The sequence below is a fragment of the Photobacterium sp. SP02 genome (assembly GCF_038519165.1).
Classification (GTDB): domain Bacteria; phylum Pseudomonadota; class Gammaproteobacteria; order Enterobacterales; family Vibrionaceae; genus Photobacterium; species Photobacterium halotolerans.
Genome location: NZ_JASJOJ010000031.1, coordinates 17,198 through 39,427 on the forward strand (window position 1 = coordinate 17,198; position 22,230 = coordinate 39,427).

16 protein-coding genes and 1 tRNA gene are annotated in these 22,230 nt (G+C 49.9%); 12 read left to right on the plus strand and 5 right to left on the minus strand.

What is annotated here, in order from left to right:
- The first annotated feature begins 75 nt into the window (after nucleotides 1–75).
- Nucleotides 76–166, plus strand: a tRNA-Ser gene (locus P0Y67_RS13960).
- A 124-nt stretch (nucleotides 167–290) separates the two neighbouring features.
- Here the strand turns inward: P0Y67_RS13960 and P0Y67_RS13965 are convergent.
- On the minus strand, nucleotides 291–1,238 hold the full coding sequence (locus P0Y67_RS13965) for a LysR family transcriptional regulator (RefSeq protein WP_342392342.1): 948 nt from the start codon (nucleotides 1,236–1,238) through the stop codon (nucleotides 291–293).
- Between the two features lie 154 nt (nucleotides 1,239–1,392).
- On the opposite strand from P0Y67_RS13965, the gene hutH reads away from it, so the two are divergent.
- From hutH to P0Y67_RS13980, 3 genes are all read left to right on the plus strand, one after another.
- A complete protein-coding gene (gene hutH, locus P0Y67_RS13970; RefSeq protein WP_342392343.1) occupies nucleotides 1,393–2,883 on the plus strand; it encodes a histidine ammonia-lyase in 1,491 nt (496 codons plus the stop codon).
- A 15-nt stretch (nucleotides 2,884–2,898) separates the two neighbouring features.
- Entirely contained in the window at nucleotides 2,899–4,911 is a 2,013-nt protein-coding gene (locus tag P0Y67_RS13975; protein ID WP_342392344.1) for a urocanate hydratase, read from the plus strand.
- 737 nt (nucleotides 4,912–5,648) lie between these two features.
- A complete protein-coding gene (locus tag P0Y67_RS13980) occupies nucleotides 5,649–7,046 on the plus strand; it encodes a hypothetical protein (protein ID WP_342392345.1) in 1,398 nt (465 codons plus the stop codon).
- A gap of 119 nt (nucleotides 7,047–7,165) precedes the next feature.
- Here P0Y67_RS13980 and P0Y67_RS13985 read toward each other — a convergent pair whose 3' ends face one another.
- Nucleotides 7,166–8,521, minus strand: coding sequence for an MBL fold metallo-hydrolase (locus tag P0Y67_RS13985; protein ID WP_342392346.1), 1,356 nt, complete (start codon nucleotides 8,519–8,521; stop codon nucleotides 7,166–7,168).
- 362 nt (nucleotides 8,522–8,883) lie between these two features.
- Between P0Y67_RS13985 and slyA the strand changes: the two genes are divergently transcribed.
- From slyA to P0Y67_RS14005, 4 genes are all read left to right on the plus strand, one after another.
- Nucleotides 8,884–9,366 (plus strand): transcriptional regulator SlyA, encoded by a 483-nt coding sequence (gene slyA, locus P0Y67_RS13990; RefSeq protein WP_342392347.1) that lies wholly within the window; start codon nucleotides 8,884–8,886, stop codon nucleotides 9,364–9,366.
- A 6-nt stretch (nucleotides 9,367–9,372) separates the two neighbouring features.
- Nucleotides 9,373–10,431 carry an HlyD family secretion protein gene (locus tag P0Y67_RS13995; protein ID WP_161442920.1) on the plus strand — a complete coding sequence of 353 codons (1,059 nt, stop codon included), beginning with the start codon at nucleotides 9,373–9,375 and terminating at the stop codon, nucleotides 10,429–10,431.
- 12 nt (nucleotides 10,432–10,443) lie between these two features.
- Nucleotides 10,444–11,484, plus strand: coding sequence for a DUF2955 domain-containing protein (locus P0Y67_RS14000; protein ID WP_027252474.1), 1,041 nt, complete (start codon nucleotides 10,444–10,446; stop codon nucleotides 11,482–11,484).
- A 260-nt stretch (nucleotides 11,485–11,744) separates the two neighbouring features.
- Nucleotides 11,745–13,361, plus strand: coding sequence for a methyl-accepting chemotaxis protein (locus P0Y67_RS14005; protein WP_342392348.1), 1,617 nt, complete (start codon nucleotides 11,745–11,747; stop codon nucleotides 13,359–13,361).
- A 51-nt stretch (nucleotides 13,362–13,412) separates the two neighbouring features.
- Here the strand turns inward: P0Y67_RS14005 and P0Y67_RS14010 are convergent, their stop codons facing one another.
- Together P0Y67_RS14010 and P0Y67_RS14015 are read right to left on the minus strand one after the other, a co-directional pair.
- Nucleotides 13,413–15,002, minus strand: coding sequence for an EAL domain-containing protein (locus P0Y67_RS14010; protein WP_342392349.1), 1,590 nt, complete (start codon nucleotides 15,000–15,002; stop codon nucleotides 13,413–13,415).
- Between the two features lie 235 nt (nucleotides 15,003–15,237).
- Nucleotides 15,238–16,674, minus strand: coding sequence for a diguanylate cyclase domain-containing protein (locus P0Y67_RS14015; protein ID WP_342392350.1), 1,437 nt, complete (start codon nucleotides 16,672–16,674; stop codon nucleotides 15,238–15,240).
- 378 nt (nucleotides 16,675–17,052) lie between these two features.
- Here P0Y67_RS14015 and P0Y67_RS14020 point away from each other — a divergent pair, with 378 nt between their 5' ends.
- The 4 genes from P0Y67_RS14020 to P0Y67_RS14035 all read left to right on the plus strand — a co-directional run bounded on the left by P0Y67_RS14020 (nucleotide 17,053) and on the right by P0Y67_RS14035 (nucleotide 21,188).
- Nucleotides 17,053–17,571 carry a GNAT family N-acetyltransferase gene (locus P0Y67_RS14020; RefSeq protein WP_342392351.1) on the plus strand — a complete coding sequence of 173 codons (519 nt, stop codon included), beginning with the start codon at nucleotides 17,053–17,055 and terminating at the stop codon, nucleotides 17,569–17,571.
- Nucleotides 17,572–17,614: 43 nt separating this feature from the next.
- The gene (locus P0Y67_RS14025; protein ID WP_342392352.1) at nucleotides 17,615–18,196 is read left to right on the plus strand and encodes a GNAT family N-acetyltransferase; all 582 of its coding nucleotides are present in this window, start codon (nucleotides 17,615–17,617) and stop codon (nucleotides 18,194–18,196) included.
- Between the two features lie 182 nt (nucleotides 18,197–18,378).
- Nucleotides 18,379–20,718 (plus strand): membrane-bound PQQ-dependent dehydrogenase, glucose/quinate/shikimate family, encoded by a 2,340-nt coding sequence (locus tag P0Y67_RS14030; protein WP_342392353.1) that lies wholly within the window; start codon nucleotides 18,379–18,381, stop codon nucleotides 20,716–20,718.
- A gap of 8 nt (nucleotides 20,719–20,726) precedes the next feature.
- A complete protein-coding gene (locus P0Y67_RS14035; protein WP_342392354.1) occupies nucleotides 20,727–21,188 on the plus strand; it encodes a DUF1772 domain-containing protein in 462 nt (153 codons plus the stop codon).
- A 55-nt stretch (nucleotides 21,189–21,243) separates the two neighbouring features.
- Here P0Y67_RS14035 and P0Y67_RS14040 read toward each other — a convergent pair whose 3' ends face one another.
- Nucleotides 21,244–21,927: an RT0821/Lpp0805 family surface protein gene (locus P0Y67_RS14040; protein ID WP_342392355.1), complete on the minus strand. Its 684-nt coding sequence runs from the start codon at nucleotides 21,925–21,927 to the stop codon at nucleotides 21,244–21,246.
- Nucleotides 21,928–22,230 lie beyond the last annotated feature (303 nt).

The window sequence follows — 22,230 nt, forward strand, 5'->3', positions numbered from 1 at the left end:
GGCGATCAAGTGTGCATTTGATTCTTTGGGGTATTTACAACATGGGATCGGCTGGGTATCATGCGCACCACTTACGGAGAGATGGCTGAGTGGTTGAAAGCACCGGTCTTGAAAACCGGCATACGTTAATAGCGTATCTAGGGTTCAAATCCCTATCTCTCCGCCACATTCGAAAGCCCCGTCATAAGACGGGGCTTTTTTCATTGAGCTTCAGAGTGCGTTGTCCGGGATTTGAAAATCCCACTATACCTTGTCCTGGCTCCACCACATTCGAAGAAACCGCTGAACTATCAGCGGTTTTTTTTCGCCTGAACCTTGGCAACACTGGCACTGGATGACGGGGCAAGGCTATGGCAACGTTTAATCTCTTTAATCAGTGCCTTGGCCAGTGGCGACGCTGAGTTATTTTTTAACGTGATCAGCATGACCGGGATTTGGTAGGTGTATTTTTCGGGCAAGATAGGTTGAATCAGTCCCTTGCTGACCCAGTTGCTGGCGTAGTGCTCGGGCAGGTAGCCGATAAACGCACCGGATAAAATCAAATGAGCAATCCCCTCATCGTGATAGGCGATGGCCGTATTCTGATAATTCAGTGCGTCGTTGCGGGTTTCCTTATCCCGCATATAGTTACTGGTGATCACTTCTGCTTGTTGTAACAGTGTGTCGATTTCCGATGGGTGGCAATCGAACAGCGGATGGCCTTTGCCGCAATACAGATAGTTCGTTTCATTATGCAGGGGGAAATAGTCGAGCCCCCTTAGCGGGTGACGACTAACGCCGATTCCCACCAGCGAGCGCCCATTCACAACGGATGTTTCAACTTCGCGCGCTTCGCATACATTGATGTCGAACTGTAAGTTATTACTTCTGCTTTTTAATCCGGCAATCACCTGGGCCACACGACAGCGTGGATCGTTGACTAAGGTATCGATCATGGCAATCGTGACCCGGCCGGACAGTTCGTTTTTAGAGCTCGCCACTGTGGCGGCAAAGGCTTCGCATTGCTGGAGTAGCTCCAGTGAGGCTTGATAGGTTACGCGCCCGGCCTCTGTGACCTCAAAGCCGCTCCGGCCGCGTTTGCAAAGCGTAATCCCAAGGCGCACTTCCAGATCGGATAAGTGAGAACTGATGGTGGAACGACCTATGTTTAAGCGCGATTCTGCCGCCGACAGACCGCCGCACTCAACGATAGCAACGAATATTCTCAGCATACGTAAATCAACATCTTGAATCTGCATAGGGGCTCTCTGTCAGCTTGTGTTTTTTGTTCGATAAAACCGGAATGAACTACGAACATTATGCTTTTATAAAACTTACAGAGCAAGCTAGCATTGTCTTATAGAAGCAATCTGATACAGAGATATCAGTCAGTCAGTCAGGAGAACAAACAAGATGTTTAGATATGGTGTTGATCAACTCAATCTGGATATTGTAAACGGCATAGCGGATGGCAGTATCAAAGCGGAACTCTGTGAAGAAGCGCTCGACAAAATCAATGCAAGCCGTCGTAATGTGGACATCATTGCCGCTTCCGACAAGGCGGTGTACGGCATTAATACCGGATTCGGCCCGCTGTGTGATACCCAAATTTCACCGGAAGAAACGCATCTGTTACAAAAAAACCTCCTGATCACCCATGCGGTCGGTGTGGGTGAGCCGATTGCGAAATCCATCTCAAAACTGATGTTGATCACCAAGATACATGCCTTAAGTCAGGGCTACTCAGGTATCCGCCTGGAAGTTGTTCAGCGTATGCTGGCGTTTCTCGAACACGATCTGATCCCTGTTGTGCCGGAGCAAGGCTCTGTTGGCGCATCGGGTGACCTGGCACCGCTTTCTCACCTGTTTTTACCCCTCATTGGCGAAGGTGAATTCTGGCAGGGCGACAACACAGTGCCAGCCGCACAAGCGCTGCGTGAAAACGGCTTAGCGCCGCTTGAGCTGCATGCAAAAGAAGGTCTGGCGCTGATCAACGGCACACAGTTTATTCTGTCTCATGCCATTACCGCACTCACGAAAATGCGTTATCTGCTTGATTTGGCAGATCTTGCCGGTGCGATGAGTATTGAAGGGATGCAGGGCAGTGGTTCACCATTCAGAGAAGAGCTGCACCTGACGCGTGCCTTTGCCGGCAACATTGAAGTCGCCGCCCGCATGAGACGTTTCTTCAAAGACTCCCAAAACATGGCCTCGCATGCTGATTGTGTTCGCGTGCAAGACCCTTATTCCCTGCGCTGTATTCCGCAGGTGCATGGTGCTTCGCGCAATGCCTACAATCACCTGAAAGAACTGGCTGAAATTGAAATGAACTCAGTGACTGATAACCCGATTGTTATCAGCTCCGAAGAAGCCATTTCCGGCGGTAGTTTCCATGGGCAACCGCTGGCCATGGTGCTGGATTATGCCTCTATTGCTGCTGCGGAACTGGGTAATATTGCAGACCGTCGCTGCTACCTGCTGCTTGAAGGCTTGCACGGTTTGCCGCGTCTGTTGACGGCATCCGGTGGCCTGAACTCGGGCATGATGATCCCGCAATACGTGACCGCTGCTCTGGTGACTGAAAATAAATCACTCTGTTTTCCACCGTCTGCTGACAGCGTGCCGACCTCTATGGGTCAGGAAGATCACGTGTCTATGGGCAGTATCTCGGGCAGAAAGCTGAATCAGATTTTAGGTAACCTGGAAAAGATCATCGCTATCGAACTGATGTATGCGGCACAAGCGATTGAATTCAGACGTCCGAACCGCTGTTCAGATGTGATTGAAGAAAACTACCGAATTATTCGTGAGAAAGTGGCCAAGCTGGAAGAAGACCGCCTGCTGAAGCCAGACATCGACGCCATGATCGCATTGGTGAAAACACAAGCGTTTAAAGTGAACTGAAGGGAGCCTGTAAGGATGGATACTGTATTCAATTTTCAAGAACAAATTCGACAAGGGATCCCTAGCGTACTGCCGGAGGCTAAACCGTATCCGGCCGGTGTTAACCGTGCGCCCAAACGCAAAGACATCCTGACGCCGGAAGAAAAGCAATTAGCCATTCGCAATGCCTTGCGTTACTTCCCGAATGAATGGCATCAGGAACTGGCTGCTGAGTTTGCTCAGGAACTGAAAGATTTTGGCCGCATTTACATGTACCGCTTCAAGCCGAACTACGATCTGAAATCGCGCTCTATTTCAGACTATCCGGCGAAATGCGAGCAGGCAGCCGCCATCATGCTGATGATCGACAACAACCTGGATCCGGCTGTGGCGCAGCACCCTGAAGAGCTCATCACTTACGGTGGTAACGGTGCGGTATTCCAGAACTGGGCCCAATACCTGCTGACCATGAAATACCTAAGTGAGATGGAAAGCGACCAGACGCTCCATTTGTACTCTGGTCATCCTATGGGTCTGTTCCCGTCGTCGGAAGAGGCGCCGCGCGTTGTGGTGACCAACGGTATGATGATCCCGAACTACTCTAAGCCGGATGACTGGGAAAAGTTCAACGCATTAGGCGTGACGCAATACGGCCAGATGACTGCGGGTTCGTTCATGTATATCGGCCCGCAGGGCATAGTACACGGCACCACCATTACTGTGATGAACGCCTTCCGCAAAGTGCTTGAAAAAGGTCAAAGCCCGAAAGGGAAGATCTTCCTGACTGCGGGTCTTGGCGGCATGAGCGGTGCACAACCCAAAGCCGGTAATATCGCTGACTGTATTACGGTATGTGCTGAAGTGAATCCGAAAGCGGCGATTAAACGTCACGAACAAGGCTGGGTGGATGAGCTGGTCGATAATATGGATGCACTCGTTGCGCGTGTGCGTGAAGCGCAAGCCAACGACGAAGTGGTTTCGATTGCCTTTATCGGCAACGTGGTGGATGTGTGGGAAACCTTCTACGAGAAGGACATTTTTATCCACCTGGGATCGGATCAAACCTCCCTGCACAACCCTTGGTCAGGCGGTTACTACCCGGTTGACATCAGCTATGACGAATCGAACCGTCTTATCCGTGAAGAGCCAGAGCTGTTCAAGGTAAAAGTACAAGACACACTGAAGCGTCATGCGGATGCGGTCAACAAACACACAGCCCGCGGCACTTACTTCTTTGACTACGGCAATGCTTTCCTGCTTGAAGCGTCGCGTGCGGGTGGCGATGTGATGGCTGAAAACGGCATCGACTTTAAATACCCGTCATACGTACAGGACATTCTGGGTCCTATGTGTTTTGACTATGGTTTTGGCCCGTTCCGTTGGGTCTGTACTTCAGGTAAGCCGGAAGATCTGGACAGAACCGATGCGATTGCCGCTGAGGTGCTGAGCAAGATTATGGCCGAGTCGCCAGAAGAAATTCAGCAGCAGATGCAAGACAACATCACTTGGATCAAAGATGCCAAGCAAAACAAGCTGGTGGTCGGTTCACAAGCGCGCATTCTGTACGCTGATTCACAAGGTCGTATGGAAATTGCCAAAGCGTTTAACGATGCGATCCATCGCGGTGAAATCGGTCCTGTCGTACTGGGCCGCGACCACCACGACGTCAGCGGTACGGATTCACCATTCCGTGAAACGTCGAACATCTATGATGGCAGCCGCTTTACAGCTGATATGGCCATTCACAACGTGATCGGCGATGGCTTCCGCGGCGCAACCTGGGTCTCTATCCATAACGGTGGCGGTGTCGGCTGGGGGGAAGTGATCAATGGCGGTTTCGGCATGTTGCTTGACGGCAGTGAAAGTGCCGAGCGCAGGCTGAAGTCTATGTTGCTGTTCGATGTTAACAACGGCATTGCACGTCGCAGCTGGGCGCGTAACAAAGAAGCGAACTTCGCCATCCAACGCGAAATGGCAAGAACACCTAAGCTAAAAGTGACGTTAGCAAACCAGGTTGACGATGACATTATCAACAATCTGACATTCTGAGTAACCTGCCAATCATTGTTTTCTGAAAGCCTCGTTATGACGAGGCTTTTTCTTTTGGGTTCAGAGTCGTGTTACGAGATTTAATCATCCCTCCCTACCTTGTTCTGGCTCCGTCTTCCGACATATATCAGGCCTTAAATTTAACTATTCATTCGAAGTTTTGCTTTTACAGCGATAATTTTTCACTTCTATTTAATCGAAAGCATTTTTGTTAACCGGTAACCTGTTTTCGAGCACGGATTTCGCGAAATGAAATGTGTATTTACGAATGTGCGTAACCGATGGGTAAATTTAGATTCTTATGTTAGGGCAATATAAATTCATACTTGTATTTGTTTTGTGAATAAATATGGCCAGTTATTTTGTATTTGGTATTCCACTGATGCTTGTTTATCTCAATTTGGCATCATTGATTTGTGTGATACTAATCACAATAATATCAATTAATAGCAAGTATTGGTGAGTAGTTCAATTTTTCTGTTTTATGTCAGGGGTTTGTCAATTTCATTGTGTTGATAACAATCCTTAATTAGCGTTCTTTTACATTTTTTGTCATCAGAATTACCAGATTTATTTTTAACATATCAATAGTGAAATGTTTCGTTTCACTATTGATATGTATATTAATTTTCTTTGCTGCTGACATGGTTGGTTAAATCTTTCATTAATAATTGAGTTTGTGGTGATTAATGCTTTTGAAATGAATGTTTAATATATTAATAATAGCGAATCGTTGAGTGTCTCAGTTTTCATGCCTGTATTTGGATTCGGGAAATCAAAATACTATAAAAGCAAAAAAACACATATGCAGAGGGACAGCAATAATGAAAAGAAAACTATTAAATTTGTCGATTGTGGCAGCACTGGGTTTCGCGATCAGTGCTTGTGGCGGTGGCAGCTCTAGTAACGATACAGCCAACAACAATTCTTCCGGTGGCGATCAAACGCAATCCGGTGATGTATCAACCGGTCGCTTGATTGACGCTGCGGTACAAGGTATGGACTATGTCACCGCCACACAAAGCGGTACCACCAATGCAAATGGCGAATTCAGCTATAAGCCGGGTGAAAAAGTGATCTTTAAAATGGGTGGTCACAGCTTTACCTCTGTGGATGCCGGGAATGTGATTACACCATTGGATCTGGCAGGCACAGAGGATATCAATGATAACGCTGTGGTGAACATTGTCCGCCTGCTGATGACCCTGGATACAGACGGTGACCCTTCGAATGGTATTGCCATTGACGAAACAGTGAAAAACACCGCATCTCAAATTAACTTCAATGTTGCGCCCGCTGATTTTGCTAATGAATCCAATGTCACAGCGCTTCTGTCTCAGGCAGGTAAATCTGCCAGCGACCTGCCAGATGAGGCTGAAGCAAAAGCCCACTTTGAAGAAAGCCTGAGTTCAGCGACTGCTGATCTGAAAGGGATGTTTAATTTAGATGATGGTGGCGAAGGGTATACAGGTTTGGTGAACATTTTCCCGAATGGCTATTATCTGGTGGCTGAATATGAGGAGGAAGGTGACGGTGTTTGGCAGGGCTTCCAGTATGGTACTGTCAAGCTGTCAGGCACTGATTTCAAAGGGAAGAAACTCTACTGGGAAAACTTTAGTGGGGTGGGTGAAACGGGCGATGCATTTGATGGCGGCCTGGACAGCGGCGATGTCATTACCAATTTCGTGGTGACTGACGCGTCGCTCGCACTGACCTGGACGGACCCAGATCCTGAAGAAGGTGATGATGCGACCAATAATGAAACCTTCCCCCGCTTAGCGACGCCTGGCAATGGCATTGTCGGCAGTTGGGAGTTGAAGGAAGACAATGGCGGTCATGTTATTTTTAACTTCCGTAACGATAATAAGTTTGTCTTGGTTCAGCTCGTTGATGGTGAGGTAGAGTCTGGCGAGAAAGGAGATATTGGTTCCGAATTTGGCGAGTACACTTTTGAAAATGGTGTACTCAATCTAGACCTGATTTTTGACGGTTCAGGTCCATCTCTTCTGCATGACAATGGAGTTCCATCCATGATTCATTCTGTGACCGTATCAGAAGATGGGAAGACGTTGACGCTCGATATTACGGATAGTCTAAATGAAAGATATGATGTTGAATTCAACCGCTTGCTGTAATCGCTAGTTCACCACACAACGCCAGTCTGCGCTCTGACGCATTCTGGCGTTTTTGTTTTCAGACAAATCCTTTGTTTGTTATGGCCTTCGCTTTCTCATCCATCGAATTCACCCGGCAGCTACAGGCGAAAAATGCTCCAGTAACCCGCCACATCGACGGTAAATTTTGTCTGTTCCTGTAAATGCACGCGCAGCCCTTCGAGGGCTTCAGGATCGCCGTGAATAAGCTGAATGGGTGTTTTTTCCGCCAGTGCCGACTGCTGTAACCATTGGGTAAGCTCTAGGTAATCCGCGTGACCGGACAGGCTGGAAATCATTTTCACCGAGGCATGCAGCGGTATCCATTCGCCGTGAATTTTCACCGTCTCAACGCCTGCCAGCATTTTTGCGCCCCGGGTACCACCCACCTGATAACCGGTAAATAGGACAGTAGTTTTGGGACTGCTGAGCAGACGTTTAAAGTGGTGCAGAATACGCCCCCCGGTTGCCATCCCGCTACCGGCAATAATGATGTGAGGGAAGGCTTGCTTTTCTATTGCCTTCGACTCATCCACGGTACGGATATAGATGATGTCATTGCACATTCGATGACATTCGTCGGGACTGAGCCGGTGCTGTTTACTGTACTGGCAAAAAATATCCGATACTTTGATGGCCATCGGGCTATCAAGATAGACGGGAATTCGGGGGATTTTTTCTTTTTGCATCAAAGTGGCCAGCATATGTTGCAAAGCCTGCGCCCGTCCCACAGCGAATGCAGGAATCAGTAATACGCCTCCCTGCATCGCCGTCTGGTTCACGACCTCAGCCAGTTCTTCAAAAGGGTCTTTTGGATCATGCAGGCGATTACCGTAAGTGGACTCCATCAAGAGCAGGTCAAGCGCAGGCAGCGGGCGGGGAGGCATCATCAGCACATCGTGATAACGCCCGACATCGCCGGAGAAACCCACGCGCTTTCCTTCTGCTTCGACAATAATGCTGGCAGCGCCGAGAATATGTCCCGCCGGTTGCAGATAAAAACGGATATCCCCGACGTCGACCGGTTCGTCAAAATCCACCGACTGAAAGAGCGCCATACAGTCTTCAGCGGTTTGTCTGTCGTAGAGCGGTTCAGGATGTTCATGTTTTCCCAATTTGTGGTTGCTGTAATATCTGGCGTCCTCCTCGTGGATATGGCCGCTGTCTGCCAGCAGAATCCGGCACAGATCTTTGGTCGCGTGATGCGTAAATACCGGTCCGCGGAAGTCGTGTTTGTACAGCACAGGAAGATAGCCAGAGTGGTCGAGATGAGCATGGGTTAACAGAACCGCGTCGAGCTTTTCTATGTCCATTGGCAATGTCTGCCAATTGCGCTCCCGCAACCACTTATAGCCCTGGAACAGACCACAATCGATCAGCACACTGGTCCGCCCTGCCTCCAACAGAAACTTGGATCCCGTCACCGTTTCAGTACCACCAAGAAAAGTAATTTTCATCAGATCTTTCCCTCGTTTTCATCTGGTTGAGCGATTGAAAACATTCGACTATGGCTTTATTGGCAAGGAAGCATGTGGATGGGATTGGGCTTTGTGCGATGGTGTTGCTCTTCGTCAAACGGCCACTGTTATTGGTTAGATTAGGTACTCCGGGCGCCTTATTCAAGGCAGTTTGAGGCTGAAGCCAGACCATTGCTGATGGTTAGCTTGCTGCTTGGTGAGATTATCCCGCCTTCGCGTCGGCTATTTACGCTGCGTCTAAATGCTCGTACAGAAAATGTGTGATTGAACTCACAGACTATTTACTTAGCCTGCTAACTATATTATATTGCTTAGCAGGCTAAGTAATTTGGTGAAGCACCATGATTCAAGATATCAACATTCTTCGCGATCTGCCGTTAGCTGAGCAGCTCAGCCGTGTTTCCCGTTTATGGAAGATGGTGGCAGACCGTGAACTGGCCCCTTTGGGCCTCACTCATCCGCGCTGGACAGCGTTGTGGAAACTGCAGCGGCTGGGCGATAACGTTAGTCAGAAAACATTGGCTGAAGCGCTGGAAATCGAACTGGCCTCGTTGATGCGCACCTTGAAGCAGCTTGAAGAGCAATCGCTGATCACACGGCGTTGCTGCGACAGCGATAAGCGTGCCCGGATTGTCAGCCTGACGGAAGAAGGGCGGCAACTGCTCACCCAAATGGAAGCGCGCATCATGCAGGTGCGTAAACAACTGCTGTCCCATATTAACGATCAGGAATTACAGAAGCTGGGCTTAATTCTGGAGCAGATTGCCCACAATGCGCTGGATTCTCTGAATAAAGAACACAATAACGATCCCAAGGAGAAATAAACCTCTATGACACCTGATCAAAAATTTGCCCGCTGGATTAAATACGCCTGTTTCGCATTTGTGTTGGTATTTGCTTATTTTTTGATGGCCGACTTGGCCATGCCTTTGACCCCACAAGCGATGGCGACCCGGGTTGTTACCAAAGTCGCTCCCAGAGTGAGCGGCCCGATCACCGAAATACATGTGCATAATAATCAGGCTGTCCATCAGGGCGATGTGCTGTTTGTTATCGATCCGGCCCCTTATAAGCTGGCTGTCGAACAAGCGCGTCTGAATCTGGAAAAAGTGATCCAGAATAACAGCCAGCTGGATGCCTCTATTCTGGCCGCAAAGGCAGAAGTCGCGGCGAATGAAGCCATTTTGCAACAGAAAACGCGCGAAGCGCAGCGACTGAGCACACTGTTTCATCGCAACGGGACCTCACAACAGCTGCGCGATGATGCCCAGAGTGCTGCTATCGCAGCCAAAGCGAATTTGTCTGCCTCGAAAGCGCGCTTAAAAGAGCTGGAAGTCAGCCGGGGCGAAATCAGCGATAAAAATCTGAGCATTCGTGTGGCGAAAAATCAGCTGCAGCAGGCAGAACTGAATCTGTCTTATACCCGTGTAGAAGCCAAGCGTGATGGCGTCATTACCAACCTCCAGCTGGAGCAAGGCGCTTACGCGGCAGCCGGTAATCCGCTGGTGGCGCTGGTATCAACGGATGTCGATATCATTGCCGACTTCCGGGAAAAGAGCCTGCGACATTTCAGTAACGACAGTCAGGCGCTGGTTGCTTTCGACAGTCAGCCCGGTCAGGTCTTTAGCGCACGCATCAGCAGTTTGGATGCGGGTGTCAGTGCCGGCCAGTTTGATGCGAATGGCCGTCTTGCCACGCCGACAGAGTCTAACCGATGGGTGCGGGATGCCCAGCGAATGCGCCTTCATCTGAACATTGAAGGGGAATCGCCGCAACAGTTACCCGCCGGTGCTCGTGCCACGGTACAGCTGGTTCCGGACAGCGGCCTGTTCGCCTGGATGGCTCACGCTCAGATTAAATTCCTGAGCACTCTTCATTACATTTATTAAGCGGGAGGTGCCATGAAGTTATGGGATCATCCGATGTCGGAAAACGATTTCCGCCAGTGCCTGCGAATCGCAACCGGTGCCACACTCGGCTTCACGATCAGTAAAATCTTCGGTTGGAACTACGGGGTCTTTTTTACTGTCACTCCTATGTTGTTGCTGGGTATGGTGCCTGTGATGAGTGCGCACGCCGCGCGTCAGTTGCTGGCTGCGGCGATAGTGTGCGGACTGGAAGTGGGGATCTTAGGCGGATTCTTTGGCGGACATCCAGGCATGATGACCATGATTGCTTTCGTGCTTTTTCTGTACAAATTTGCCTGTATGTCCAAAGGGACACTCTTCCTGTTCGGGGCGAACAGCGTGCTCAGCCTGAGCATTATGCTGCACTTTGCCAGTTACCCGAGTTCAGATTTGAATGATCTGATCTTCAGCAACCTGCTGGCCAATGTGCTGTCGGTGGTGATTGCTTATCTGATGACGTTTTTGATCCCCGACGCCGAACCTCGTCAGCCACCTGCGCGTCCCAGTGAACCTAAAGGTTCTCACCGGATGCGCCATGAAGCACTGATGGGCGCCAGTATTGCCACACTGTCATTTCTGGTTTTTCAGATCTTTGATCTCAATGATTCGATGTCAGCGCAGGCAACCACCTTGTTACTGCTTTTTCCGATGCACTGGAACGGTGCTTTGGGTTATGCCCGTAAACGGGCGATGGGCACTATCATGGGGGTCGCCTTTGGTATGGCAGGGCAGTTGTTATTGTATGACTGGTCCGGGATGCTGGTATTGATCATTCCATTGCTGTGGATAGGCGCTATGTTGTTCAGCTATATGCATGTCAAGGAATCCAGCGGCTCAGGCGCCGGCTTTGGCGGACTGACCACCCTGGGCATTTTGTACGGGCAATACCTGACCCCGGGGAATGATCTGGTGTTCAGTGCACTTTACCGTGTCAGCAGTATCTTCTTCGCGATAGTTGCCACCTTACTGGTGACATACCTGATCCACCGTCTACTGAACAGCTTTGAGGCGACCCGTTTCAGCCCGGCTCAGTAGCCGGGGCTTGCGCAGCCTTGAGGTCGATACCGGCAGGCACAGAGGTCATTGTGTCTGTCGTCTTCTTTACGTTCTTCGACAGACTTCTGCTTAGCCAGTGACAGGAGATTGAGTGATTTGTATATGATGTGTGTCACATATCATTACGTTTAATGCCTGCCAGGCATAGAGTTTCAACTTTCTTTGATTTCAGATAACTCTTCCCCGGATTCCCTGCTGCAAAATACGTGCTTTGTTGCTTATTTTGGCAGGGACATCACGTGAAACTTGGAAATATATCAATAAAAATAAAGCTGCAGCTACTGGTGGTAATAGCCGCCGGGATTATTGTATCTGTCTGTATTTATAATCTGGCGCAGCAGCGCAGCGCTTCATTCAGTGAGCGTGAGGATAAGCTGCGTGCGCAGGTTGAAACCGCACAAGGTATCATTGCGTTTTTTGCCGCTCAGACACCGGATTTAGGCGCAGAGCGGGCGAAAAGTATGGCACTGAAGGCCATTGAACAGCTCAGGTATGATGGTGATAACTATTTCTGGATTACCAACCCAAGGCAACAAGTCATTATTCACCCGTTAAAGCCGGAATTGAACGGGGCTGATGCCTCTACGATCCGCGATGGCTCTGGCAGGTATCACTGGCGTGAAATGGCGAATATCGCCTCTGCAACAGGCCAGGGATTTCTGGATTATACCTGGCGGGCGCCGGATGGCCGGCTGCACGAAAAAATATCCTATGTAATGTATTTTCCTGAGTGGGACTGGATAGTCGGCTCGGGCGTACTGGTGTCGGATATCGACGATGTTTTCTACAGCAATCTGGCGAAGGCATCGGTTTTTGCGGCCGTCGCGGTGATCATTCTGGCATTGATCGGGTATCTGCTGGCACACGATATTGTCACACCGCTCACTGCGCTGGTCGAAAAAATTCATGTTATCGCAGACGGCGATCTGAAAGTCAGGCTGAATAAAAAGCGTCAGGATGAAATTGGTGAAATGGGGCGCGAAGTCGACCGCATGCTGGATAAACTGCAGGCGGCACTCAAAGTGGCCAGTCAGTCAGCGGAGCAATCGCGTGAAATGGCAGGCCGGATTGCCAGTGCCAGTGAGGAAACGGCAACCAGCGTCGAATCTCAGCACGTACAGCTTGAGCAACTGTCGGCGGCGATGAATGAAATGTCGGCCACCATTAACGATGTCGCCCAGAATGCAGAAAGTACTTCTGAGGCCACAGTTCACGTTGCTGAACAGGCTCAGCAAAGCAGTGTCAGTATGAAAGCCACCAGCGATAATATCCAGTCGGTGGCCGAAAACATCACCCATGCAGACAGCTTCGTCAATGAGCTGTTACAAGGGGTAAAAGATATACATGCTGTGGTGAACGTGATTCAGGATGTTTCGGAGCAGACCAATCTACTGGCATTGAATGCCGCCATTGAAGCGGCCAGAGCCGGTGAGATGGGACGCGGATTTGCAGTGGTTGCCGATGAAGTCAGGAATCTTGCCAGCCGCACTCAGCAGTCTACCTCAGAGGTTAAGGCCAGTATCGACAGACTGACCAGTATTGCTGAGCAATCAAGTAAAACCATGCAATCGAGTCATTTTCAGGCGGCAAGCTGTGTTGATGTTGCGCTGGAAACCCGGAGCACCTTCGAAAATATGGTGTCTGATCTGAATCAGACCACCGACAGAGTGGTGCTGATAGCGGCTGCGGCAGAACAACAAGGCATAGTCGCCAATGAGATGAATGAAAATGTCAGCAGCATTCATCTGTCTGCTAACGTGATGAAAGAATCGTCCATGAATCTTGCTCAGGAAAGTCAGGCAATGGCGCAAGTGTCTGAATTACTTAACCAGCACCTGGCCTATTTCAAGGTGTAGCGTTGACCGGATGCTAATAAACAGCAGGGAGTTTGCTCCCTGCTTGATTCGTTAGCCATTCAGTGAAGGATCAGCTTGTAAGCGTGCCTGGATGTCGCTTTGCTGCTGCATCTTCTCTATGAAAACCGCCGGCGGAAGGGGTTTATCGTAAAGATAGCCCTGGAAGAACTGAATGTTGTGCTGCTTGAGGTAGGCTTCCTGTGTCGCGTTTTCCACCCCTTCTGCAACCACATCTATGTTCAGTCTTTTGGCCAGATCAACCACGTTATCTACGATATGGCTCGGCATGTCTACCGAACCAATCAGGCGGGTAAAGCTCTTATCAATTTTGATGATGTCGATGTTGAACTGGTTGATATAGGCCAGCGATGAATGACCGGTGCCGAAATCATCCAGCGCAATCTGCACCCCCAGATTATGCAGCTTCTCAAACAGGATGGCGGCATTTCCTGTGTCTTTAATAAACTCTCGTTCTGTCAGTTCAGCGACCAGTTTTACCTTTCCTTCCGGAAAGGCGGACATGAAACTCAGGCAGTCTTTATAGAAAAGCAGATCATTACACTGGCTTGGGCTGATATTAATGGCCAGGTGAAAGCCGTCGGGCAGATATTGATGATTCTGAAGTAAATAAGATTTCACGCTGCTCAGCACCTGAGTCGTCATGATATTAATCAGGCCGGTGTCTTCTGCCAGAGGGATAAATAAGTCTGGCATGATGAAACCCTGATTCGGGTGGTGCCAACGCATTAATATTTCCGCGCCGCAAATCCTGCCTTGATGGTTCACTATAGGTTGCAGGTAAGGCAGAAACTCATTCTCTTCTACCGCCCGCCGTAACTCCTCTTGCAGTGAGCGCGGGCGTTTGAACTGGCGATAGCCATTGATGCCGATGACAATGGCAATAATGACGCACAGATACATTGAAATGTACAAATGCGACAGCATGTAATCCAGATACATTTGCTGGCTTATCCGAGATGAAATGGTGAACTCATCATCCCGGGAATTCAGGGCGATTAATGTGCCGTCTTTTGTCGCAGAGTAAAAAGTGTTGTAGGTCACTTTCTGCTGGTTATTTAACGTTATTGTTAACGGAATTTTCTGTCCGATAGTCTTGAGTGTTTTTGTTATGTAATGGACATCGATACTTGCGATTGCATACCTATCGCCGACGTTTGACCTGAGAAAAAGAATTTTTTCATTTGGGTTGAAATAATTATGCGTGGCCAGAAACAGTCGATTGTTGACTGAAATGTGGGTGTCAGCATTCTTATTTAATGTCCTGTTGAACAGGGATGAGCAGTAAATGTAATCATCCTTGACTAAATTAATGGTGCGAATGTTAGGGCTGAGCACGGAAATGCGCTTTAACTCTTCGGCGGTTGCAGGGGTACAGGCGGCGCCGAGCAATGGAATGGCCTTATTAATGGCAGTATGGGCCTCATCAATGGTGTTCTGGAAAAGTGCACTCGCAATGGTGGCTTTTTCTTCGACAAGGTTTTCCAGATTACCCCTGCCATGCAGGTAGATGCCGCCCAAGCCGAAGGCTAAGACGCTGAGCCCCAGTAAAACTGCCAGCAGAAAATGTCTATACCGAGTGGCAAAACGAATAAGGAACCAGTTTTTACAGGTTAAAGGCATTTGAATACTTATAAAGAAGAAGTAAACATGGTTACTCTGTGATTGTTATGCTTTTTGCACTTATTATGGCTTTCATTAATACGGCAGCGCGAATGTTACAGCATTCTGATTATCTTTTAAATATTGATCACATTTTAACTGTATCGGTTAGTTGATATACATCAACGAATGCGGTGCTTCCACTGTTGATCCTTTCGGATACAGCGAAGGACGGTCAGACTTTTTCAGCGGTTATCTACTGTTGCGCCAATGCAAACTGACACTGATTTTTGCCGTTTTTCTTCGCACAGTACATGGCCTGATCAGCATGTTTCAGCAGCGATTCTCGGGTCGTGCCGTGTGACGGATACATTGACACGCCTATGCTGACGCCGAGATGGAGCGGGTTTTCTGCCAGCATGAAAGGACGGCTGAACATGGCGAGTATTTTGTCTGCCAGCATTGTGGCTGTATCTGTCGTCGCGATATTTTCCAGTATCAGTATGAATTCATCGCCACCGATTCTGGCCACAGTATCGGTATCTCTCAGCGAGTTCACCAGCCTGATAGACACGGCTTTCAGCAGTTTGTCTCCGGCATCATGGCCGAAGGTGTCATTCACATCTTTAAACCCGTCCAGATCGACAAACATTAATGCCATGTTGGTATTGTTGCGCTGGCAACGCAGGATGGCACTGTCGATTTTTTCCTGAGCGTAGCGAAGGGTGGGCAGATTGGTCAGCGCATCATGATTGGCCATGTGTCTCAGCCTTGCTTCAGTCTGGCTGCGTTGTTTTAGCTCGCCGCGTAACCGGGTTATCCAGTAGCCAAGCACCAGAATAATCACCACTGAAACGGCAGACCAGCGATAAATATCTGTGAAATGATGAGGCTCTGTAATAGTGAATTGTGTCCATTTTCGGGAAATCTCACTATGTTCTTCCGGGGTAATAGATTGCACTGCCATGTTCATTAATGCGAGCAACTCGGGCTTATCCAGCCTGACCCCGACAGCAATAGGCAGGGAAAAGTCGAGCTTGGCAATGATCTTTTTGCGAAAGACATCCTCTTTCAGTTCATCTATCAGCGAATCTAACGGGGCGACAAAGGCGTACACTTCCCCGGTATCTAACAGTTGCATGGCCTGCAAAGGCGTGGCGGCATAGACTTGCTGAATCTCCGGGTGGGTCTCTTGTAATCTGACCATCACAGCGGTGTGCTTTGGCCCGGCAATGGATTGTCCGGTCAGTTCAGCCAACGAGGTCAGCATGGGTTTATCCGCCTTGGCGACCAGCACGTTGTGAATCTGATAGTAAGGTGAGGTAAACGACAGGTACTTTTCCCGCTCCGGGGTCTGGCTGATAGCCGGAATAAAATCACAGTGGCCGAGTTGCAGGGCGGTTAAGGACTCACTCCAACTGCTCGTTAAATAGGGATGGAAAGTGACGCCCAGATAACGCTCAATAAGGTGCAGATAATCAGCAAAAATGCCTTTGTGCTGCTCGTGCTCATGGTAATCATATGGACGCCAGGCCGGATTGAAGCAATAGGACACGTTCTGTGAAGTCAGCTCAGCAGCCCATAGTTCGCGATCTGCTAAGGGTTGTTTCAATGGATCCTGATGGGAAGCGCTCGCGATTACCGGTGCAAATCCAGCCAACAATACAAAAAGCTTGAGAAACTGATTTCTCATTGCTCCTCCCTTAGAACTGCAATCCATACCACTGTTTTAGAGAAAATGAATGTAACGATTTGTTTGATTTTTGACCAAGCTCCCACAAGTCTAATTCAGGAAAAAAATTAAGCAGGTCGAAATGACAAAAATTTAATCTTCTGCACAAAGTTATATTTTCTTATTTTATCAATTGATAAATAAATCCATATAGATCATCTCCTTCTGTGAAATTGCCATGTTTTGAAATGGTGTATTTCAATAATGAATATTTTAAGTGCGATCAGTTTCTGTGCATTTATGTTTATCTGGTGCGGTAGTAAGATAGCGGGCGCATGCAAAACGGCGGAATGAAGACAGTTGAAGTAGGCCGTCGAAAGATAGATAACTGGGGTAAGCATGATCATCAGAAAGGCTACGTTGCATGATGCCGAAGGATTAGTGGCACTGTTCCATTTACTGGATACAGAGACAGCTTTCATGCTGTTTGAACCCGGAGAGCGACAGCTGACGGCAGAGCAGCAAAGAAAGCAGTTGTCGGAATTCGTGGATTCCAATCAACAAACCATGTTCGTTGCCGAAAACGAGGCTGGCGAAGTGATCGGCTTTATCGTCGGGGTGGGCGGTAAAATGAACCGCATCAGGCATTCGCTTTACTGCGCCATTGGCATTCAAAAAAGTGCTCAGGGTAAGGGTGTCGGCCGGCAACTGATGGCGTCTTTAGAAACGTGGGCATGTCATCATGATTTTCACCGTATGGAGCTGACGGTGATGGCACATAATGCCCCCGCACGTCATCTTTACAAGGCTGCCGGGTTTGACGAAGAAGGGATCAAGCGAGACGCCATGCGGGTGGATGGCAAGTATGTTGATGAAATTTATATGGCTAAATTGCTGAACGCGAATTCACCGAAGTGATCACATGGCTGTGATCGCCACACAAAACACAGGCAGATAACCAATGATTGAAATACTAAAGAGAGATGTTTGTCAGCTTCAGACAGAAAGGCTCATCATCAGGCAATGGCAAGAGGAAGACCACGCGCCGTTTGCCGCCATGTGTGCAGACCCGCACGTGATGCGGTATTTTCCTGCAACCCTGAGTGAAGATGAAAGCGTTCAGCTTGCACACAAAGCCACATCATTGATTAAGGATAATGGCTGGGGCTTTTGGGCAGTAGAAAGAAAGGACACCGGCCAGTTTATTGGCCTTACCGGTTTGCATTATCAGGACCTTGATATCCCTAACACCCCGTTTATTGAGATTGGCTGGCGACTGGCTGCTGATCACTGGGGAAAAGGGTTTGCACCAGAAGCGGCACAAGGTGCCTTGCGTTATGCGTTTGACGAGCTGCAGGCACCTGCTGTTTATGCGTTTACCACGTTAGCCAACCAGCCTTCCCGGCGTGTGATGCAGAAGCTGGGCATGTCTGATTGCCAGCAAAATTTTATGCATCCCAAATTGCCGCGTGATCACTCACTGGCGGAGCATTGCCTGTACCGAATCACCCGGCAAGAGTGGTTGCTGTTGAATAAAGAGTGATGGTCTGTGAATGCTACCGCTTTTGCATGACAACATTGAACGCTATTTTCTTAGTCACATCTGATTGAATTTCAGTACTTCTTTTCCACATAGTCTACGCTTTTTTAGGTACGGTCAGCGTGTCAGTAACCCGTTTGCTCACCGTCCGAATTTGCCGAATAACACTAAGAAGGAAGAGGCGCATGGGATTCATCGCATTTCTGTATCTCCTCATCGGGCTGGTGCTTTTTGGGGGCGGCCTGTGGCTGATCTCCCTGGGCGGCAGCTGGTACTTTGCCATTGCGGGCGTAGTGTTTTTGTTGGTTGCTGCGAAAGTCAGAACCAAACGGGGCAATGCGCAGATCCTGTACGGTTTGTTTTTGCTGGCATCGCTGATCTGGTCACTGTGGGAGTCCGGTTATGACTGGTGGCCATTGGCCAGCAGGATGGGATTACTGCTGGTATTAGGTATACCGCTGCTGTTTTCTTTCCGTCTGATGGGGCGTACCAGAATCAGTCGTCTGACCGCGTACTGGTGGTTAGTCGCACTGGTGACGCTGGGCAGCATGTTTAACGATCCCCACACGCTGGAAGGCCAGCTCAACACGTCCACGATTGTTCAGACACCAAAACTGGGACAGGTGCCTGAAGGGGATTGGTACAGCTACGGCCGCAGCAATCTGGGACAGCGTTACTCGCCGCTGGAGACTATTACCCCGCAGAATGTAGGTAAGTTAGAGCAAGCCTGGCAGTACCAAACCGGTGATGTGAAAAGAAAAGGGGATATCGGCGAGTTTACTTATGAGGCCACGCCGCTGAAAATCGGCAATACCTTGTATTTATGTACTCCCCATAACTGGCTGGTGGCACTGGATGCCGACAGCGGCCAGCAGCGTTGGGTGTATAACGCGAAAGTCGGTGAGGACAATCAGCGCCAGCACCAGACTTGCCGCGGGGTGTCTTATCTCGCGCCTCAGGCGGGTGAACCGGCCATGATGTCGCAGCCCGGTTCCGGTGCGGCGGAAACATTAGCCAGTATTGACTGCGATGCGCAGATCTTTTTACCGACCTCAAATGCCAGGCTGATAGCGCTGGATCCGGCCACCGGCGCACGCTGTAAAAACTTCGCTGAAGACGGAGTGCTGGACTTACTGCACAATATGCCCTTCCCCAAATCCGGCTATTATTACTCCACCTCTCCGCCTGTGGTGGCGAAAGGGGTCGTGGTCGTGGCCGGTTCAGTCAATGATAACTATGACATCAACTCGCCATCCGGTGTTATCCGTGCCTACGATGTCAAAACCGGGGCCTTGAAGTGGAACTGGGATTCGGCCAATCCAACCGATACTCAGCCGATTGCCAAAGACAAACTCTATGCCACCAGCTCACCAAACAGTTGGTCTGTCGCCAGTGCAGACGAAGCGCTGGGCTTGATTTATATCCCCATGGGCAACCGCACCCCGGATCAGCTGGGTATGTACCGCACCCCAGAGGAAGAGAAGTACGCCTCTTCGGTCGTGGCATTGCGCCTGGATAATGGCCAGCCCGCCTGGGTACAGCAGTTTGTGCATCATGATCTGTGGGATATGGATACCCCCGCCCAACCCAGCCTGTTAGATATTCAGACCGACAGCGGTCTGGTGCCCGGCCTGGTTGTTCCGACGAAACAGGGCGATGTCTATGTACTGAACCGGCAGACCGGCGAGCCAATCCATCCGATCACCGAAGTGGCAGCGCCTCAGGGAACGATTGATGGCGATTTTGCCTCTCCGACCCAGCCTGAGTCGGCGCTGAACTTTAATCCGCCGCCGCTGGAAGAGAAAGACATGTGGGGCGCAACGCTGATTGATCAGCTCTACTGCCGTATTCAGTTTCGCCAGCTGCGTTATGAAGGCCGCTATACCCCGCCATCTGAGCAGGGCACTATTGTCTTTCCCGGTAATTTCGGTGTCTTTAACTGGGGTGGGATAGCCGTGGATCCGGAGCGGCAGGTGATGTTCGGTATGCCGCTTTATCTGGCTTTTACTTCCACCTTGATCAAGAAAGACAGCAGTGCGTCACTGGGTGAGGTTAACGTGGGTGAACATGGCGTGAATGCCAACCAAGGCGCCGATTACGCCGTGAGCCTCAAACCTTTCCTGTCACCGCTGGGCGTGCCTTGTCAGCAACCGCCCTGGGGCTATGTGGCCGGTGCTGATCTGAGCCAGGGCAACGTTGTCTACAAGCACAGAAACGGGACAATTCGCGATTTGACCCCCTTGCCGCTGCCCATCGAAATGGGCGTCCCCGGCATAGGCGGGCCGATCATTACCAAAGGCGGCGTTGTCTTTATGGCGGCCGCAGTTGATAACTATCTGCGTGCTTATGATCTCAGCGACGGTGAAGAAATATGGAAAGCCCGCCTGCCTGCCGGTGGGCAAGCCACACCTATGACTTACCTCAATAGCCAGGGCGAGCAGATGGTGGTGATTGTGGCCGGAGGACATGGTTCAATCGGCACAACGCTTGGGGACTATATTGTTGCCTTTAAGCTGAAAAAATAGCGCAAGCCATGATGTCTTTGGTGGTGACTGGCGCGGAACTTTTCGGTGCTCTGGCGGCATTCAGTGCCAGTCTGTTTTGCGGTGCGGCTTGCTATATCAGTCTTGTCGAGCATCCCGCCAGACTGGAATGCGGTGCGGAACTGGCGGCGACTGAATTTACTCGCAGCTATCGCCGGGCCGCCAGAATGCAGCTCAGTCTTGCTTTATGCTCGGCATTGTCTGCGGTGACGACGGCGGCTCTGGGCAGTTCAATGTTGTGGTTACTGGGCGGAGCGCTGATCGCTGCGGTGATCCCTTTTACGTACCTGATGATCATGCCGCTGAATAAACAGCTTCAGTCGCCGGCGCTTAAAAAACAGTCCAGCTCAACCTACATGCTGCTAGAGCACTGGGGGAGGTTGCATGCGATCAGATCTGCCATGAGTATTCTGGCCTGTCTGGTCTATTATGCGGCTCTGATGCTGGAGTAGCGGCGTCGGCTGTTTATCCAGCTCCGACCGGTGCCGCATCAAAAATGGCAGTTAGCTAGCCGGTAGAGACCACTTCCCATGTGCCGTCCGGCAGTTTGCAGGCGGTGCCGACAGCGGTTTCTGTTGTCTCGTTCACTGTGACCATTTGCTGAAACTCCCTGCAATAGCGGCCGCTGGTGGTTGTGCCTTCCCGCATTGCTTTTACCGAGCCAGAAGCGGTGCCATCCTGCCATTGTACAGTGCGGCCCACCGGCGATGTGGTGGCCGTTATCTGCGCTTGTTCATGACGCCGTTGCTGGTGTTCATTGAGCTGGTTTAGCAGCTCGAAGTGAATGGCGGTGAATCCCAGCCAGTTGATGGCTTCCTGATTCGTTCGATATTGTCCGTAGCCAGCATACCAGCTGCCGTAAGGTCGGGTGACCCGAATGCTGTTAACCACATAATGACGATCCGGGGGGACTGCAGCATTGCTCTTGCTCTGTCTGGCCAGGTAGTCGTCAATGTCGACATAGTGACGGCTGTCCATCACGCCATTTTTTAATTCTTCTCTGGTGATACGCCCTGTGCGCTTTTCGATGTTTACCTGTGGTGAGTAGATGGGTTGCTGACCGCTGAGCAGCGCCAGTTTCTTGCCGGCTGAAAATGAAGTATCGGCGGCGTGAGCGCCGGACGTCACTAAAATCAGAGAGGACAGCAGTAGGGATGAGCCTGACAACATAAAAGAGACTGTTTGATGCATTGTCGAATACTCCGTATCTAAGGGCTGTATATTGAGTAACCAAATGCCTCCTGCCTGTTGTGTCTATACTCCCTTATTCCCTCAGTATAGGCAGCGTATTCATAGGCTTGTGGATTCCATGCCCTGGGTCTAAAAATCGATACATCTTCAGGCAGAATGGTCAGCAAAGGCTATTCTTGACGATATCAGTGACAATGAACCCTGGTGCGGCTGATAGAAAATGCTCAACATTTGTGTCTTAATGTTTTATGAGTAATTAGTTGCTTATCTGTCTTTACGCAGGCCGTCTGTTTTATACCGAAG

Bases quoted from the DNA above. Each gene is read 5' to 3' on its own strand.
- P0Y67_RS14040 (WP_342392355.1), bottom strand. From the start codon at position 21,927: ATGCATCAAACAGTCTCTTTTATGTTGTCAGGCTCATCCCTACTGCTG.
- P0Y67_RS14015 (WP_342392350.1), bottom strand. From the start codon at position 16,674: ATGAGAAATCAGTTTCTCAAGCTTTTTGTATTGTTGGCTGGATTTGCA.
- slyA (WP_342392347.1), top strand. From the start codon at position 8,884: ATGATTCAAGATATCAACATTCTTCGCGATCTGCCGTTAGCTGAGCAG.
- P0Y67_RS13995 (WP_161442920.1), top strand. From the start codon at position 9,373: ATGACACCTGATCAAAAATTTGCCCGCTGGATTAAATACGCCTGTTTC.
- P0Y67_RS14025 (WP_342392352.1), top strand. From the start codon at position 17,615: ATGATTGAAATACTAAAGAGAGATGTTTGTCAGCTTCAGACAGAAAGG.
- P0Y67_RS14035 (WP_342392354.1), top strand. From the start codon at position 20,727: ATGATGTCTTTGGTGGTGACTGGCGCGGAACTTTTCGGTGCTCTGGCG.
- P0Y67_RS14020 (WP_342392351.1), top strand. From the start codon at position 17,053: ATGATCATCAGAAAGGCTACGTTGCATGATGCCGAAGGATTAGTGGCA.
- P0Y67_RS13965 (WP_342392342.1), bottom strand. From the start codon at position 1,238: ATGCAGATTCAAGATGTTGATTTACGTATGCTGAGAATATTCGTTGCT.
- P0Y67_RS13975 (WP_342392344.1), top strand. From the start codon at position 2,899: ATGGATACTGTATTCAATTTTCAAGAACAAATTCGACAAGGGATCCCT.
- hutH (WP_342392343.1), top strand. From the start codon at position 1,393: ATGTTTAGATATGGTGTTGATCAACTCAATCTGGATATTGTAAACGGC.
- P0Y67_RS13985 (WP_342392346.1), bottom strand. From the start codon at position 8,521: ATGAAAATTACTTTTCTTGGTGGTACTGAAACGGTGACGGGATCCAAG.
- P0Y67_RS14030 (WP_342392353.1), top strand. From the start codon at position 18,379: ATGGGATTCATCGCATTTCTGTATCTCCTCATCGGGCTGGTGCTTTTT.
- P0Y67_RS14010 (WP_342392349.1), bottom strand. From the start codon at position 15,002: ATGCCTTTAACCTGTAAAAACTGGTTCCTTATTCGTTTTGCCACTCGG.
- P0Y67_RS14000 (WP_027252474.1), top strand. From the start codon at position 10,444: ATGAAGTTATGGGATCATCCGATGTCGGAAAACGATTTCCGCCAGTGC.